This window comes from Luteimonas colneyensis (genome assembly GCF_014836665.1).
Classification (GTDB): domain Bacteria; phylum Pseudomonadota; class Gammaproteobacteria; order Xanthomonadales; family Xanthomonadaceae; genus Luteimonas; species Luteimonas colneyensis.
The window spans coordinates 195,540-210,370 of sequence record NZ_JACSQJ010000003.1; the positions used below are offsets into that span (position 1 = coordinate 195,540).

At 70.3% G+C, this 14,831-nt stretch carries 14 protein-coding genes; 6 read left to right on the forward strand and 8 right to left on the reverse strand.

Annotated elements, in window-relative coordinates; translation table 11 throughout:
- The first annotated feature begins 140 nt into the window (after positions 1 to 140).
- Positions 141 to 896 (forward strand): trehalose-phosphatase, encoded by a 756-nt coding sequence (gene otsB, locus H9645_RS07825; RefSeq protein WP_191729139.1) that lies wholly within the window; start codon positions 141 to 143, stop codon positions 894 to 896.
- Positions 893 to 2,674 carry a glycoside hydrolase family 15 protein gene (locus H9645_RS07830; protein ID WP_191729140.1) on the forward strand — a complete coding sequence of 594 codons (1,782 nt, stop codon included), beginning with the start codon at positions 893 to 895 and terminating at the stop codon, positions 2,672 to 2,674. The genes otsB and H9645_RS07830 overlap by 4 nt, the downstream gene beginning before the upstream one ends.
- 15 nt (positions 2,675 to 2,689) lie before the next feature.
- Here H9645_RS07830 and gloA read toward each other — a convergent pair whose 3' ends face one another.
- From gloA to rluD, 3 genes are all read right to left on the reverse strand, one after another.
- A complete protein-coding gene (gloA, locus tag H9645_RS07835) occupies positions 2,690 to 3,223 on the reverse strand; it encodes a lactoylglutathione lyase (protein WP_191729141.1) in 534 nt (177 codons plus the stop codon).
- A gap of 138 nt (positions 3,224 to 3,361) precedes the next feature.
- Complete coding sequence (gene pgeF / locus H9645_RS07840) at positions 3,362 to 4,153, reverse strand: peptidoglycan editing factor PgeF (protein WP_191729257.1); 792 nt, start codon at positions 4,151 to 4,153, stop codon at positions 3,362 to 3,364.
- Positions 4,154 to 4,230: 77 nt separating this feature from the next.
- Positions 4,231 to 5,256 (reverse strand): 23S rRNA pseudouridine(1911/1915/1917) synthase RluD, encoded by a 1,026-nt coding sequence (gene rluD / locus H9645_RS07845; protein WP_191729142.1) that lies wholly within the window; start codon positions 5,254 to 5,256, stop codon positions 4,231 to 4,233.
- Between the two features lie 90 nt (positions 5,257 to 5,346).
- Between rluD and H9645_RS07850 the strand changes: the two genes are divergently transcribed.
- The gene (locus H9645_RS07850; RefSeq protein ID WP_191729143.1) at positions 5,347 to 6,201 is read left to right on the forward strand and encodes an outer membrane protein assembly factor BamD; all 855 of its coding nucleotides are present in this window, start codon (positions 5,347 to 5,349) and stop codon (positions 6,199 to 6,201) included.
- Between the two features lie 35 nt (positions 6,202 to 6,236).
- On the opposite strand, the gene H9645_RS07855 is transcribed toward H9645_RS07850, so the two are convergent.
- The 5 genes from H9645_RS07855 to sucC all read right to left on the reverse strand — a co-directional run bounded on the left by H9645_RS07855 (position 6,237) and on the right by sucC (position 10,826).
- Complete coding sequence (locus H9645_RS07855; protein ID WP_191729144.1) at positions 6,237 to 7,874, reverse strand: NAD+ synthase; 1,638 nt, start codon at positions 7,872 to 7,874, stop codon at positions 6,237 to 6,239.
- Position 7,875: 1 nt separating this feature from the next.
- Positions 7,876 to 8,190, reverse strand: coding sequence for a CcdB family protein (locus H9645_RS07860; protein WP_191729145.1), 315 nt, complete (start codon positions 8,188 to 8,190; stop codon positions 7,876 to 7,878).
- Complete coding sequence (locus H9645_RS07865) at positions 8,187 to 8,453, reverse strand: type II toxin-antitoxin system CcdA family antitoxin (RefSeq protein WP_191729146.1); 267 nt, start codon at positions 8,451 to 8,453, stop codon at positions 8,187 to 8,189. The genes H9645_RS07860 and H9645_RS07865 overlap by 4 nt, the downstream gene beginning before the upstream one ends.
- 186 nt (positions 8,454 to 8,639) lie before the next feature.
- Positions 8,640 to 9,518 carry a succinate--CoA ligase subunit alpha gene (sucD, locus tag H9645_RS07870; protein WP_191729147.1) on the reverse strand — a complete coding sequence of 293 codons (879 nt, stop codon included), beginning with the start codon at positions 9,516 to 9,518 and terminating at the stop codon, positions 8,640 to 8,642.
- A 141-nt stretch (positions 9,519 to 9,659) separates the two neighbouring features.
- A complete protein-coding gene (sucC, locus tag H9645_RS07875) occupies positions 9,660 to 10,826 on the reverse strand; it encodes an ADP-forming succinate--CoA ligase subunit beta (protein WP_191729148.1) in 1,167 nt (388 codons plus the stop codon).
- A 99-nt stretch (positions 10,827 to 10,925) separates the two neighbouring features.
- On the opposite strand from sucC, the gene H9645_RS07880 reads away from it, so the two are divergent.
- The 3 genes from H9645_RS07880 to H9645_RS07890 all read left to right on the forward strand — a co-directional run bounded on the left by H9645_RS07880 (position 10,926) and on the right by H9645_RS07890 (position 14,794).
- The gene (locus H9645_RS07880; protein ID WP_191729258.1) at positions 10,926 to 12,503 is read left to right on the forward strand and encodes a sensor histidine kinase; all 1,578 of its coding nucleotides are present in this window, start codon (positions 10,926 to 10,928) and stop codon (positions 12,501 to 12,503) included.
- 81 nt (positions 12,504 to 12,584) lie between these two features.
- The gene (locus tag H9645_RS07885; protein ID WP_191729149.1) at positions 12,585 to 13,982 is read left to right on the forward strand and encodes a sigma-54-dependent transcriptional regulator; all 1,398 of its coding nucleotides are present in this window, start codon (positions 12,585 to 12,587) and stop codon (positions 13,980 to 13,982) included.
- Between the two features lie 383 nt (positions 13,983 to 14,365).
- Positions 14,366 to 14,794 carry a pilin gene (locus tag H9645_RS07890; RefSeq protein WP_191729150.1) on the forward strand — a complete coding sequence of 143 codons (429 nt, stop codon included), beginning with the start codon at positions 14,366 to 14,368 and terminating at the stop codon, positions 14,792 to 14,794.
- Positions 14,795 to 14,831: the final 37 nt, after the last annotated feature.

A 14,831-nucleotide genomic window follows, 5' to 3' on the forward strand; every position in this document is an offset into this window, starting at 1 on the left:
AGGCGCCGAAGCGCAGGGTCCCCGCGATCCCCCCTGTAGGAGCAGCTACAGCTGCGACTGCAATCCCGTCGTGGCCCGCCATCGCAGCCATGGCTGCTCCTACAGGAAACGCTCACATCGCCTCGGCCAGACTCGCCCCCATGGCCGCGATCACCGCGCTCCCGCCACCTCCACCGATCGACGACGGCTGCGCGCTGTTCCTCGACGTCGACGGCACCCTGCTGGAGTTCGCGCCCCGGCCGGACGAGGTCGAGGTGCCGCAGCAGCTGCGCGAGGCGCTGGCGGCGCTGCATGCGCGCCTTCAGGGCGCCGTGGCCCTGGTCAGCGGACGCTCGATCGCCGTGCTCGACATCCTGCTGGCGCCGCCGCGGCTGCCCGCCTCGGGCCTGCACGGCCTCGAGCGCAGGCACGGTCGCCGCATCCACCACGCGCCGCGCGCCCCCGAGGCGCTGGACCGCGTGCGCAGCGAGGCGGTGCGCGTGGCCGCCCGCCATCCGGGCGCGGTGGTCGAGGACAAGGGCGCGGCACTGGCGCTGCACTGGCGCGCCGCGCCGCAGGCCGGAGGCGAGCTGCAGGCCTTCGCACGCGCGGCGCTGCCACGGCTCCCCGGCTATCGGCTGCAGCCCGGCAACGACGTCATCGAGCTGCGCCCGGCCGTGCGCCGCGGCGTACGCGCGGACAAGGGCGCCGCCATCCTGGCCTTCATGCAGGAGCCCCCGTTCGCGGGTCGCCGTCCGGTGTTCGCCGGCGACGACATCACCGACGAGGCCGGCTTCGCCGCGGTCAACTCGCGTGGGGGCATCAGCGTGCTGGTCGGCCCACCGCGCGAGAGCGCCGCGCACTTCGCGCTGGCCGGCACGGCCGAGGTGCACGCCTGGATCGGAGCATCGGCATGACGACCACCGCCGCCCTCGACCTCGGGCTGGTCGGCAACGGCAGCATCGCCGCGCTGGTCGATGCCCGCGCCTGCGTGAACTGGTGCTGCATCCCCGCCTTCGACGGCGACCCCGCGTTCTGCGCGCTGCTGTCGCCGCGGGCCGGCGGCGGCGACTACGCCATCGAACTCGAGGACTTCGAAAGCGCCACCCAGGAGTACGTCAAGAACACCGCGATCCTGCGCACCGTGCTGCGCGACCGCCACGGCGGCGCGGTCGAGATCACCGACTTCGCGCCGCGCTGGCGCCAGCACGGTCGCTTCTACCGCCCGGTGATGCTGGTGCGCCGGCTGCGGCCGCTCTCGGGCCGTCCGCGCATCCGCGTCGTGCTGCGGCCGCTGGCGAACTACGGCGCCGACGTGCCCGCCCAGACCTGGGGCAGCAACCACGTCCGCTACCTGCTGCCGGACTTCACCCTGCGCCTGACCAGCGACGTGCCCGTGCGCCTGCTGCGCGAGTCGCTGCCGTTCGAGCTCGACGGCGAGCGCCACCTGGTGCTCGGCCCGGACGAGACCCTGGCACAGCCGGTGGACGGCTTCGCCCGCAGTGCCGAGCGCCAGACACTCGAGTACTGGCGCGACTGGGTGCGCTACCTGTCGATTCCGCTCGAATGGCAGGACGCGGTGATCCGCAGCGCGATCACGCTCAAGCTGTGCCAGTACGAGGAGACCGGCGCGATCGTCGCCGCCATCACCACCTCGATTCCCGAGGCGCCGCACAGCCAGCGCAACTGGGACTACCGCTACTGCTGGCTGCGCGATTCGGCCTTCGTGGTGCGCGCGCTCAACCGCCTCGGCGCCACGCGCACGATGGAAGGCTACCTGCGCTACGTGCTCAACCTCGCCACCGGCGCCGACGGCCTGCAGCCGCTGTACGGCATCGCCTTCGAGAAGGAACTGGAAGAGCACGAGGTGCCGGACCTGGCCGGCTACCGCGGCATGGGCCCGGTGCGCCGCGGCAACCTGGCCTGGGTGCAGCGCCAGCACGACGTGTACGGCAGCGTGGTGCTGGCCGCCACCCAGCTGTTCTTCGACCAACGCCTCGCGCGCCCCGGCGACATCGACGCCTTCCACCGGCTGGAGCCCGTCGGCGAGCAGGCCTGGGCGCTGTACGACCAGCCCGACGCCGGGATCTGGGAATTCCGCGGCCGCGCCGAGGTGCATACCTATTCCAGCGTCATGTGCTGGGCCGCCTGCGACCGCCTGGCGCGCATCGCGACGCACCTGGGACTGGCCGCGCGCGCCGCGCATTGGCGCGGGCGCGCCGACGCGATGCGCGAAGCGATCCTGGCCCGCGCCTGGGACGCGGAGCTGGGCCACTTCGTCGAATCCGCCGAGGGCCGCCGCCTCGATGCCAGCCTGCTGCTGCTTGCCGAGCTGGGCTTCGTGGACGCGGACGACCCGCGCTTCGTGGCCACGGTCGAGGCCATCGGCACCCAGCTGCGGCGCGGCGACGGCCTGTTCCGCTACATCGCCCCCGACGACTTCGGTTCGCCGGAAACCAGCTTCACCATCTGCAGCTTCTGGTACATCGACGCGCTGGCCGCGATCGGCCGCGTCGACGAGGCGCGCCAGCAGTTCGAAAGCCTGCTGGCGCGGCGCAACCACCTCGGCCTGCTGTCCGAGGACATGGCCTTCGAGGACGGCGAGGCCTGGGGCAACTTCCCCCAGACCTACTCGCACGTGGGCGTGGTGATCGCCGCGATGCGGCTTTCGCGGCCCTGGTCCGACGCCGTCTGACCTCCGCGCCGCGCCTTACGCGTCGGCGAGCGGCGTCGGCTGGATCACTTCCACCCAGTAGCCGTCGGGATCCTTGATGAAGGCGATATCGCGCATCCGGCCGTCGGTCAGGCGCTTCTGGAATGGCACGCCCAGGTCCTCGAAGCGCGCGCAGGCCGCACGCAGGTCGGGGACGCTCACGCAGATATGGCCGAAGCCGCGCGGCTCGCTGTTGCCGTCGTGGTACACGGGTCCGTCCTGCGACTCGGTGCCGTGGTTGTGGGTCAGCTCGAGCACGCCCTGCAGGCCGGCCACCCAGGCCTTGCGCTGCGCATCATCGTCCGGGATCTCCGCCGGATCGACGATGGCGAGGAAATACAGCGAGAACGCCGCCTCGGGGAAATCGCTGTGGCGCACCAGGCTGAAGCCGAGCACGCGGGTGTAGAAGTCCAGCGAGGCCTTCGCGTCCTTCACCCGCAGCATGGTGTGGTTGAAGACGAAGCCCTGCGTGGCCGCCTCGCGCGCGGAGACGCCGGGGACGCTGGCGAGGGTGGCGGCGGTATCGGTCATGGTTGGAATCCTCGGTGTGGGGGGGGGATCTTTCTTTCTGTAGGAGCGGCTATAACCGCGACCGGACGTTTTGCGGTACCGGAACGCTGGTCGCGGCTATAGCCGCTTCTACAGTGTCGGATGTCGGCGACGGCCAGCTCACGCCAGCCAGGCCACCGTGGCGAGGCGGCCGCTGCGGCCGTCGCGCCGGTGCGAGAAGAAGCGCTTCGGGTCCGAGATCGTGCACAGGCCACCGCCGTGGATGTCGGCGTCCGCGAGCCCGGCGGCGCGCAGCCGACGCCGCGCCAGCGCGTACAGGTCCATGCGCCAGTGCCCCGGGCGGGTGGCCACGAAGGCCGCCGCCGCTCCCGGATCCGGACCCACGAAGGCCTCGCGGACCTCGGCGCCGATCTCGTAGGCCTCCGGCCCTGCCGCCGGGCCCAGCCAGGCGAGCAGCCCGTCCGCCGGCACGGGCATCGCGGCGACGGTCGCCTCGAGCACGCCCGCGGCCAGCCCGCGCCAGCCCGCATGGGCCACGCCGATTGCGCTGCCGTCGCGCGCGGCGAACACCACCGGCAGGCAGTCGGCGGTCAGCACGGCGAGCACCGCGCCGCGGACCGTCGTCACCGCGGCGTCGGCCTCGGGCTCGGCGGCCATGCGCCGGAGCTCCGTGGTGGCGTCGCCTTCCGGAAGCGCCTCTTCGACGCGCAGCACGCCGGTGCCGTGGACCTGGCGCAGCCAGTGCGGGGCCGAGGGCAGGCCGGCGCGCAGGGTGAACTCGGCGCGGTTGGCGGCCACGACGATCGGGTCGTCGCCGGCCTCGCCGCGCGCATTGCCGAGGTTGAAGCGGTCGAACGGCACCATCGAGGCGCCGGCTCCGTGGCGCAGGGTCGCCAGCGCGTGCACCCCGGGCGGCGCCGACCAGTCGGCCTCGAGCCAGGCCCGGCGCATCGCTTGCGTACCGCCACCGTCCGCCATCGCGCCCGCATTGGCGCCACCGGTCGGCCCGGAACCGGCGCCGTTCGCGCTCATCGCCGCGCCCCGGTGCCGGTCACGGCGTGCGCGGCGGCGTCGGTGCGCAACTCGCGCAGCAGGGCCTGCAGGTCGTCGGGCAGCGGCGCCTCGCAGCGCACCGGCTCGCCGGTCGCCGGGTGCACGAATTCCAGCACCTGCGCGTGCAGGGCCTGGCGCTTGAAGCCACGCAGCGCCGTGGCCAGCTCGTCGGACGCGCCGCGGGGCAGCTTCAGCGGACCGCCGTACAGCGGGTCGCCGACAATCGGATGCCTCAGGTGCGCCATGTGCACGCGGATCTGGTGCGTGCGCCCGGTTTCCAGCCGGCACTCCAGCGCGGTGTGCGCACGGAAGCGCTCCTGCAGGCGGTAGTGGGTGGTGGCCTCGCGGCCGTCCTCGCGCACGGCCATGCGCAGGCGGTCGCGCGGATGGCGGTCGATGGGCTCGCTGACGGTACCGCCGGACACCAGCGCGCCCACCACCACGGCCAGGTACTGCCGGTGCACCTCGCGCGCGGACAGCTGGGCCACCAGCGCGGCCTGCGCCTGCAGGGTGCGGGCGACGACCATCACGCCCGAGGTGTCCTTGTCGAGGCGGTGCACGATGCCGGCGCGCGGCACCGCGGCAATCGCCGGATCCCGGAACAGCAGGGCGTTGACCAGGGTCCCGGTGTGGTTGCCGGCGCCGGGGTGCACCACCAGGCCCGCGGGCTTGTCGATCACCAGGACCTCGGCGTCCTCGTACAGCACCGACAGCGGGATGTCCTCCGGGCCGGCGCTGACCTGGGGCTCGAGGGTGGCGGTGAGCACGACCTCCTGCCCTGCGCGCACGGCCTCGCGCGGGCGCACGGTGGCGCCATCCAGCAGCACGTCGCCGGATTTCACCCAGGCCGACAGCCGCGATCGCGAGTATTCGGGGAACAGTTCCGCCAGCACCGCGTCGAAGCGGCGCCCGGCCAGGGCGTCCGGCACGCGGGCCGAACGGGGGGCGTCGGGGGCGGCGTCCGCCGCTTCGCTGGCGTCGGTGTCGTGGTCGTCGGTCATGGGGCTGGGTCCGGTTCAGGCGTGGCCGCTGGCCACGCGGGGCTGGCTGCTATTATCCCCGCTCCACGCCATCCCCGTCCCGGACGCACCATGACCCGAAGCCCCACCCTGTTCCGCCGCGCCCTGCTGATCGTGCTGCTGGCGGCACTCGCGACCTCCGGCTGCGCGCGGATGAAGGGCGCGTTCAAGGACGAGGATGCCAACGAGGGCGTGGCCGTCGAGGAGCTCTACGACCGCGGCCACGCGCTGATGCGCAAGGGCAACTGGAGCGGCGCCACCACCGTGTACCGCCGCCTGGTGGCGCAGTACCCCTACGGCAACCACACCGAGCAGGCGCTGATGGAAACGGCCTATGCCCAGTACAAGATGGGCCGCCACGACGACGCCGTCTCGACCATCGACCGCTTCATCCGCACCTATCCCACGCACCGCCACGTGCCCTACATGTACTACCTGCGCGGCCTGGTGAACTCGAGCCGCGACACGGTATTCCTGCAGCGCGCCTGGAACCTCGACGCCAGCCGCCGCGACCTGGCCACGCCGATGCAGGGCTACAACGACCTGCGCACCGTGACCGAGCGCTACCCCAACAGCCGCTACGCCGCCGACGCCGCCAACCGCATGGTCGCGCTGCGCAACATGTTCGCCCGCCACGAGATCGAGACCGCGCTGTACTACATGCGCCGCGAGGCCTGGGTGGGCGCCACCGAGCGCGCGCGCTACCTGCTGGAAACCTACCCGCAGAGCGAGTACCAGAACGACGCCGTCGCCGTGCTCGCCGCCGCCTACACCGAGCTGGGCAACGACACCCTCGCCGCCGACGCCCGCCGCGTGCTCGAGCTCAACGAGCCCGACCACCCGTACCTGACGGGCGACTGGCCGGACTACCCCTGGACCATCCGCAAGCTGAACCCCTTCGCGCCCGAAAGGACCGCGATCCAGTAGCCCCCGCGCAGGCCGCTCCCCTTCGGGGCGGCCGCTCAGTGGGGATAGCGGTTGGTGATCGGATACCGCCGCTCGCGGCCGAAGGCGCGGCGCGAGATCTTCGGCCCCGGCGCGGCCTGCTGGCGCTTCCATTCGCTGTTGCGCACCAGCTTCACCACGCGGTCCACCACGGCGGCATCGAAGCCAGCGGCGCGGACTTCCTCGGCGGACTGCTCCTGGTCCACGAAGCGCATCAGGATGGCATCCAGCACGTCGTAGGGCGGCAGCGAGTCCTGGTCGAGCTGGTTGGCGCGCAGCTCCGCCGACGGGGGCCGCGCGATCACCGCCGGCGGTATCACCGGCGCCCCGCCCACGGTGTTGCGCCACTTCGACAGCCCGTAGACCTCGGTCTTGTACAGGTCCTTGATCGGCGCATAGGCACCGCACATGTCGCCGTAGATGGTGGCGTAGCCGACCGCGTACTCGCTCTTGTTGCCGGTGGTCAGCACCAGGCCGCCGAGCTTGTTCGACAGCGCCATCAGGATCACGCCGCGCGCACGCGACTGCAGGTTCTCCTCGGTCACGTCGACCTCGCGGCCCTCGAAGGCCTCGCCCAGGCTGCCAAGCAGGCCGTCGAACGCCTGCTCGATCGGCACCGTGATCATCTCCACCCCCAGCGCGCGGCACTGCTCGGCGGCCAGGTCGTTGCTGAGGCCGGCGGTGTAGCGCGAGGGCATGCGCACCGCGGTGACGTTCCCGGCACCCAGGGCCTCTACCGCCATCGCCAGCACGATCGAGGAATCGATGCCGCCCGACAGCCCCAGCCAGGCGCGGCGGAAGCCGTTCTTGCCGAAGTAGTCGCGGATCCCTCGCACCACCGCGCGCCAGGCCAGGGCGTCCATGCTTTCGTCGCCGTCGTCCATCCAGACGACCGGCGTGAACGCACGGCTGGCCGCGTCGTAGTCGACCACCAGCCACTGGTCGGTGAACGCGGCCGCGGCCGGATGCACCGTGCCGTCGCCGTCGGCGACCACAGACGAGCCGTCGAACACCAGCGCGTCCTGCCCGCCGACCACGTTGAGATAGGCCAGCGCCGCGCCGGTGTCGCGCGTGTGCGCGGCGATCATGGCGTCGCGCTGGGCGTGCTTGCCGCGCTCGAAGGGCGAGGCGTTGGGCACCAGCACCAGCTGCGCGCCCTGCTTCACGGTGTCGGCGATGGGCTCGGCGAACCACAGGTCCTCGCAGACCAGCAGTCCCACCGGCACGCCCTTGACCTCGAACACGCAGCTGCCGCCGTCGGGATCGACGTGGAAGTAGCGGCGCTCGTCGAAGACGTTGTAGTTGGGCAGCTCGCGCTTGCGGTAGGTGCGCTCGATGCGCCCGTCGCGCAGCACGCTGGCCGAGTTGTACAGCACGCTTCCGGCCGATTCCGGCCAGCCGACGATGGCGACGATGCCGGTGGCGGCGTCGGCGATGGTGCGCAGCGCCTGCTCGCAGTCGGCCAGGAACTGCGGCCGCATCAGCAGGTCCTCGGGCGGATAGCCGCTGATCGCCAGTTCGGGGAACACCACGATGTCGGCGCCGTACTCGTCGCGCGCCTCGCCGATCATCGCGGCGATGCGCTGCGCGTTGCCGGCCACGTCGCCCACGGGAAAGTCGAACTGGGCCAGGGCGATGCGGAGGGTGTCGGTCATGTCAGATTCCATGCGTCAGGAAGTCCAGTGCGCCCATGATCGCCGAGCGGTCGGCGGACAGGTCCGCCAGCTGCCTGCCGAGCATCTGCATCGGCACGTTCGTGATCTGGGCAGTGTCCATCACCAGCGCCTTTCCGGCGACGGTCAGGACCGGCATCAGGCCGGCGAGCGGCGTCCCCGCGCGCTCGGGCAGGATCAGGGGCACGACCACGCGGGATTCGGCGATGTCGATGAGGTCGCTCTGGACGTTGAGCCAGCAGGGGATGGCGCGCCGCGAGGTCGGGTCGGCGTTTGCGTGGACGCAAAACTGGCTCATGGCTTGAGCGCTGCCTTGAATGCACGCACGTGGTCACCGGCCAGGCCGTCGCGCGCGATGCGCTCGTTGTACGCGGCGATGGCCTCGCGATTTTCCTCCAGCCACTTCTTGCGCCTGCAGGCACGGACTTCGGCGCACAGCGCCTTTTCCAGCGTGGCGGACAGGTTGATGTCGAGCGCGCGCGCGGCCTCCAGCAGGCCCTCGTTGATGCTGAGGTTGGTGGCGCGCTTGCCGTAGCCGGCGTACTCGTCGCGGATACGCATGGCAATGCCTCCCATTCGATGCGCATTGATCATGCGCATTGCCGTTGCCCCTGTCAAACAGCGGCCAAAAGGAAGGCCGCCCAAGGGCAGCCTTCTTGTTCCGCTTTTTTTGTAGGAGCAGCTACAGCTGCGACCGGATTTGCAGGTCGCAGCTATAGCTGCTCCTACAAGAGGGGCGCCGGGGCGTCAGCCGTTCAGGCGCTTCGCGATCGCGGCACCCAGGTCGCCCGGCGAACGGACGGTGGTGACACCGGCCTTCTCCATCGCGGCGAACTTGCCCTCGGCCGTGCCCGAGCCGCCCGAGGCGATCGCGCCGGCGTGGCCCATGCGCTTGCCCTTCGGGGCCGACGCACCGGCGATGAAGCCCACCACCGGCTTGGTCACGTACTCGGCGATGAACTCGGCCGCTTCTTCCTCGGCCGAACCGCCGATCTCGCCGACCATGATGATGCCCTCGGTCTGCTCGTCGTCCTGGAACAGCTTCAGGCAGTCGATGAAGTTCAGGCCGTTGATCGGGTCGCCGCCGATGCCGATCACCGTCGACTGGCCGAGGCCGGCGTCGGTGGTCTGCTTGACTGCTTCATAGGTCAGCGTGCCCGAGCGCGACACGATCGCGACCTTGCCCGGCTTGTGGATGTGGCCCGGCATGATGCCGATCTTGCACTCGCCCGGGGTGATGATGCCGGGGCAGTTCGGGCCCACCAGCACGGTCTCCGGATAGGTGTGCACCAGGGTCTTCTTGACGCGCAGCATGTCGAGCACCGGGATGCCCTCGGTGATGCATACGATGACCTGGATGCCGGCCTCGGCCGCTTCCAGGATCGCGTCGGCCGCGAACGGCGGCGGCACGTAGATCACCGACGCGTTGGCGCCGGTCCCGCTGACGGCATCGGCCACGGTGTTGAAGACCGGCAGGCCGAGGTGCTCGGTGCCGCCCTTGCCCGGCGTGACGCCGCCGACGACCTTGGTGCCGTAGTCCAGCATCTGCTCGGCGTGGAAGGTGCCCTGCTGGCCGGTGAAGCCCTGCACGATCACCTTGGTGTTCTTGTTGACGAGAACGCTCATGTGTTTCCTCGATGGTCTCTTTCCCGTCCTTCGGTCCTGTAGGAGCAGCTATAGCTGCGACCTGCCTGGGCTTCGGACGGGGCTGTGGGTCGCAGCTATAGCTGCTCCTACAGGAAGAAGAAGGGTGTGTGTGGGTTCGGCTCAGGCGGCCTTGGCCGCTTCGACGGCCTTGCGGGCACCGTCGTTGATGTTGTCGGCGGGGGTGATGGCCAGGCCGGAGTTCTTCAGCATCTCCTTGCCCGCGTCCACATTCGTGCCCTCGAGGCGCACGATCACCGGCACCTTGACGTCGACTTCCTTGACCGCGGCGATGATGCCCTCGGCGATCATGTCGCAGCGCACGATGCCGCCGAAGATGTTGACGAAGATCGCCTTCACGTCGTCCGACGACAGGATCAGCTTGAACGCCTCGGTCACGCGCTCCTTGGTGGCGCCGCCGCCGACGTCGAGGAAGTTGGCCGGCGAGCCGCCCTCCAGCTGGATTACGTCCATCGTCGCCATCGCCAGGCCCGCGCCGTTGACCATGCAGCCGATGTTGCCGTCCATGGTCACGTAGTTCAGGTCGTGCTGGCTGGCCTTGACCTCGGTCTCGTCCTCCTGGCGGATGTCGCGCATCGCGACCAGCTCCGGGTGGCGGAACGCGGCGTTGTCGTCGGAGTCGACCTTGCCGTCGAGCACGGCCAGGTTGCCGTCGGTGAGGATCGCCAGCGGGTTCAGTTCGACCAGCGCCAGGTCCTTCTCGTTGAACAGCTTGTACAGGCCCATCATGATCTTCGTCAGCTGGTTGACCTGCTTGCCGGTCAGGCCCAGCGCGAAGCCGATGTCGCGGCACTGGTAGGGCTGCAGGCCCTGGATGAAGTTGACGTTGAGCGACTGGATCTTCTCGGGCGTCTCGGCCGCGACCTGCTCGATGTCCATGCCGCCTTCGCTGGAGGCGATGAAGGTGATCGACTGCGTGGAGCGGTCGACCAGCACCGACAGGTACAGCTCCTTGTCGATGTCCGTGGCCTGGGTCACCAGCACCGAGTCGATCGGCAGCTCGATGCCGGCGGTCTGGTAGGTGGCCATCTTCTGGCCGAGCATGCCCTTGGCGTGCTCGCGTACCTCGTCGAGGCTGCGGCACAGCTTGACGCCGCCGGCCTTGCCGCGGCCGCCAGCGTGGATCTGGGCCTTGACCACCCAGAAGTCGCCGCCGATGGCCTTGGCGGCGTCGACCGCCTCTTCGGGGGTGCGGGCAACGCGCCCGGCGGGAACTGCGATGCCGTAATCGGCGAAGAGCTGCTTCGCCTGGTACTCGTGGAAGTTCATGTGGGGTCCGTCGTGGGAAAGTGGGACACAGCGCCAGCCATTATAGTGCCCCGACGCCCCCGGAGCCCGCCCGTGCCCCCAGATGCCCCCGATCGCGCCATGCGGCGCGAGCTGTACCTGCTGGCCCTGTACCGGACGCTCGAGGCGGCGATGCTCGCGCTGGCGGTGTTCGGCCCGCTGAAGGGCGCCTTCGGCGGCGAGGCCCGCGACCAGGCCCTGGCCACCGCCGTGGCCGCCACCTACCTGGTCGCCGCCGCGGTGCTGCTGCTGCTGTCGGGGCGCAGGTCGGTGCCGCTGGCCTCGCACGTCGTGGTGGGCGTCCTCATCGACATCACCGTGGCCACCCTGGCCACCCATGCCCTGCCCTTCGCCGGGCCCGGCATCGCGATGATGCTGCTGTTCAACGTCGGCGCCGCCGCCCTGCTGCTGCCGCTGCACCTGGGCCTGGCCGCGGCCGCGCTGGCCTCGGGCGCGCTGGTGGTCCAGTACGTCATGGTGCTGGCTGATGGCAACACGCTGCGCGAGCGCCCGCTGGCCGAGGTGCTGATGTTCTCGGTCAGCTACCTGGCCATGGCCACGCTGACCAACCTGCTGGGCCGCGACATGCGCGAAAGCCGCGACCTCGCGCACCGGCGCGGCGCCGAGGCCGCCAACCTGGCCGAGGTCAACGAGCTGATCATCCGCCGCATGCGCGTGGGCGTGCTGATGGTCGACGGCGCCGGCCGCATCCGCATGGCCAACGAGGCCGCGCGGATCCTGCTGGGCGAATCCGGCCCCGACCCCGAGGCCGCCCCGCGCACCCTGCCGCAGATCTCCCCGGCGCTGGCCATGCGCGTGGCCGAATGGCGCCGCAGCGGCCAGGCCGACGACACCCCGCTGACCATCGGCGACGACGGCAACGAGGTGCTGCCGCGCTTCACCCGCCTGCTGGCGACCGACGACACCACCCTGATCTTCCTCGACGACACCGCCCTGGTCTCGCGCCGCGCCGAATCCCTGACCCTGGCCGCGATGGGCCGCTTCTCCGCCAGCCTCGCCCACGAGATCCGCAACCCGCTGGCCGCGATCAGCTACGCCACCCAGCTGCTGGAGGAATCGCGCGACATCGGCGACAGCGACCGCCGCCTGCTGCAGATCGTCCACCAGCAGTGCATGCGCACCAACGCCATCGTCGAGAGCGTGCTGGGCCTGGCCCGGCGCGAGCGCGCCCAGCCCGAACAGGTCGACCTGGTCGGCCTGGTGCGGGCCTTCATCGCCGACTACCGCCAGACCTGCCCGGAGGAGAACGCCAGCATCCGCCAGGGCGGCCAGCTGCCGGAAGTGCCGGCCATGGTCGACCCGCGCCACCTGCAGCAGATCCTGACCTCGCTGGCCAACAACGCCGTGCGCCACGGCCACCAGCCCGGCGAGCCGGCGCGGATCACCATCCATGTCGACCTGCTGGACGGCCGCCCGGTGATCGACATCACCGACCGCGGCCCCGGCATCCCCGATGCCGTGAGCCACCAGCTGTTCCGGCCCTTCTTCACCACCTCCGAGCAGGGCACCGGCCTGGGGCTGTACATCGCCCACGAGCTCTGTCGCGCCAACGACGGGCGGCTGGAGTATGTCTCCGTGCCCGGCGGCGGCGCCTGCTTCCGGATCACCCTGCGCGGGGGATCGGTGATGCTGGGCTGAGCCCAAGCCTTTGACACTCGTCACAGTCTCGTGAAAAGTGCCAAAATTGGTCACCCGGACCGGAAGCCAGCCTTTTCAACCATGACCGAAGCCCGCAGCGCCCTCATCGTCGACGACGAGCACGACATCCGCGAGCTCCTGGTCCTGACCCTCGGCCGCATGGGCCTGCGCACCGACACCGCCGCCAGCCTGGGCACCGCCCGGCAGATGCTCGCGCAGAACCGATACGACCTCTGCCTGACCGACATGCGCCTGCCCGACGGCTCCGGCCTCGAGCTGGTCAGCGACATCACCACCCGCTTCCCCGACACCCCCGTGGCGATGATCACCGCCTACGGCAACGTCGAAGCCGCCGTGGAAGCCCTGAAGGCCGGCGCCTTCGACTTCGTCTCCAAGCCCGTGGACATCAACGTGCTGCGCGGCCTGGTGCGCCAGGCGCTGGAGCTCAACACCCACCGCCAGGCCCGCCCCGACGATGCCGGCCGCCTGCTCGGCGGCTCGCCGGCGATGGTCGCCCTGCGCGACACCATCGCCAAGGTGTCCCGCAGCCAGGCGCCCGTGCACATCAGCGGCGAGTCCGGCACCGGCAAGGAACTGGTGGCCCGCACCATCCACGCCCAGGGCTCGCGCGCCAACGGCCCCTTCATCCCGGTCAACTGCGGCGCCATCCCGACCGAGCTGATGGAGAGCGAATTCTTCGGCCACAAGAAGGGCAGCTTCACCGGCGCGCATGCCGACAAGCCCGGCCTGTTCCAGAGCGCCGACGGCGGCACCCTGTTCCTGGACGAAGTGGCCGAGCTGCCGCTGGCGATGCAGGTCAAGCTGCTGCGCGCCATCCAGGAGAAGAAGGTGCGCCCGGTGGGCGCGCAGAACGAGATCGACGTGGACGTGCGCATCCTGTCCGCGACCCACAAGGACCTGGGCGCCCTGGTCAACGGCGGCAGCTTCCGCCACGACCTGTACTACCGCATCAACGTGATCGAACTGCACGTGCCCGCCCTGCGCGACCGCGACGGCGACCTGCCGATCCTGTCCGAGGCGATCTTCGCCCGGCTGGGGCAGGCGATGCATCGCGGCGCCCCCAAGCTGGGCGCCGACGCCCTGGCCGCGCTGGAGGGCTACGCCTTCCCGGGCAACGTGCGCGAGCTGGAAAACATCCTCGAGCGCGCGATGGCCATGGCCGACGGCGACACCATCACCGCCGCCGACCTGCGGCTTCCGGGCGGCAGCGTCATCAGCAGCCCCGCGCGCGCCGTGCCGATGCCGGGCGCGACGCCCGGCGCCGCCGCCAACCCGGCCAGCCTCAACCCGCGCGAAACCGCCTCCAGCGCCCTGCCCTCGTACATCGAGGAGATCGAGCGCGCCGCGATCCAGCAGGCGCTGCAGGAGAGCAAGTACAACAAGACCAAGGCGGCGGCGGCGCTGGGGATCACGTTCAGGGCGCTGCGGTACAAGCTGAAGAAGCTCGGGATCGACTGATCCCGGAGCAGCGGATCAAGGGGCCGCTGACGCTGACGCTGGCGGGTCGGGACGGGCGCGGCGAGCTCTCGGGTTTCGCGCAAGCCATGACGACCGGATTCAAGATTCCGTGAAATTGGTCACAAAATCGCGTCGCCTTGTGCCCTTTCGCGTCACTTCAGGCCACAAAAAGTGACGCATCGCGTCTGCAATTTCCCGCCAGTGACACTCCGGATCGTGAATCCGGTTGCATATCCGTTCATCCGCGGTCGAGAACCCACACTTGGCACGGGTTCTGCATACACTTCCCTGCACGTGCGGCATCGCACGGCATCAGCGGTTCCGGAACCCAAGCCGGCACCGCCGCACGTGAAGTTCAAATCAACCCTAGGGGAGTTACCCAAATGAAGAAGCAGTCTGGTTTTACCCTGATCGAACTGATGATCGTGGTTGCGATCATCGCCATCCTGGCCGCGATTGCGCTGCCGGCTTACCAGGACTATGTGGCCCGCTCGCAGGTTTCGGAGGCCAACTCGCTGGCATCGGGCGCCAAGACCGCTGTGGCTGAGGAGTACGCCAACACGGGTGCCTTCACGGGCATCGATAACACCACCGCCGGCCTTGCCGTCGCGGGCAGCATCACCGGTGACTACGTCACCGGGGTCGCCGTGAGCGGCGGCGTGATCAGCGCCACGATGGGCAACAGCGCCAGCGCCAAGGTCAGCGGCGACAACCTCGTCCTGAGCCCGATCGACCAGGGCGGCTCGATCTCCTGGACCTGCACCGAGAGCACCATCGAGACCAAGTACCTGCCGAGCGTCTGCCGCGACTGATCGCACAGCACTACTGTTGTATATGCAAGGGCCGCAA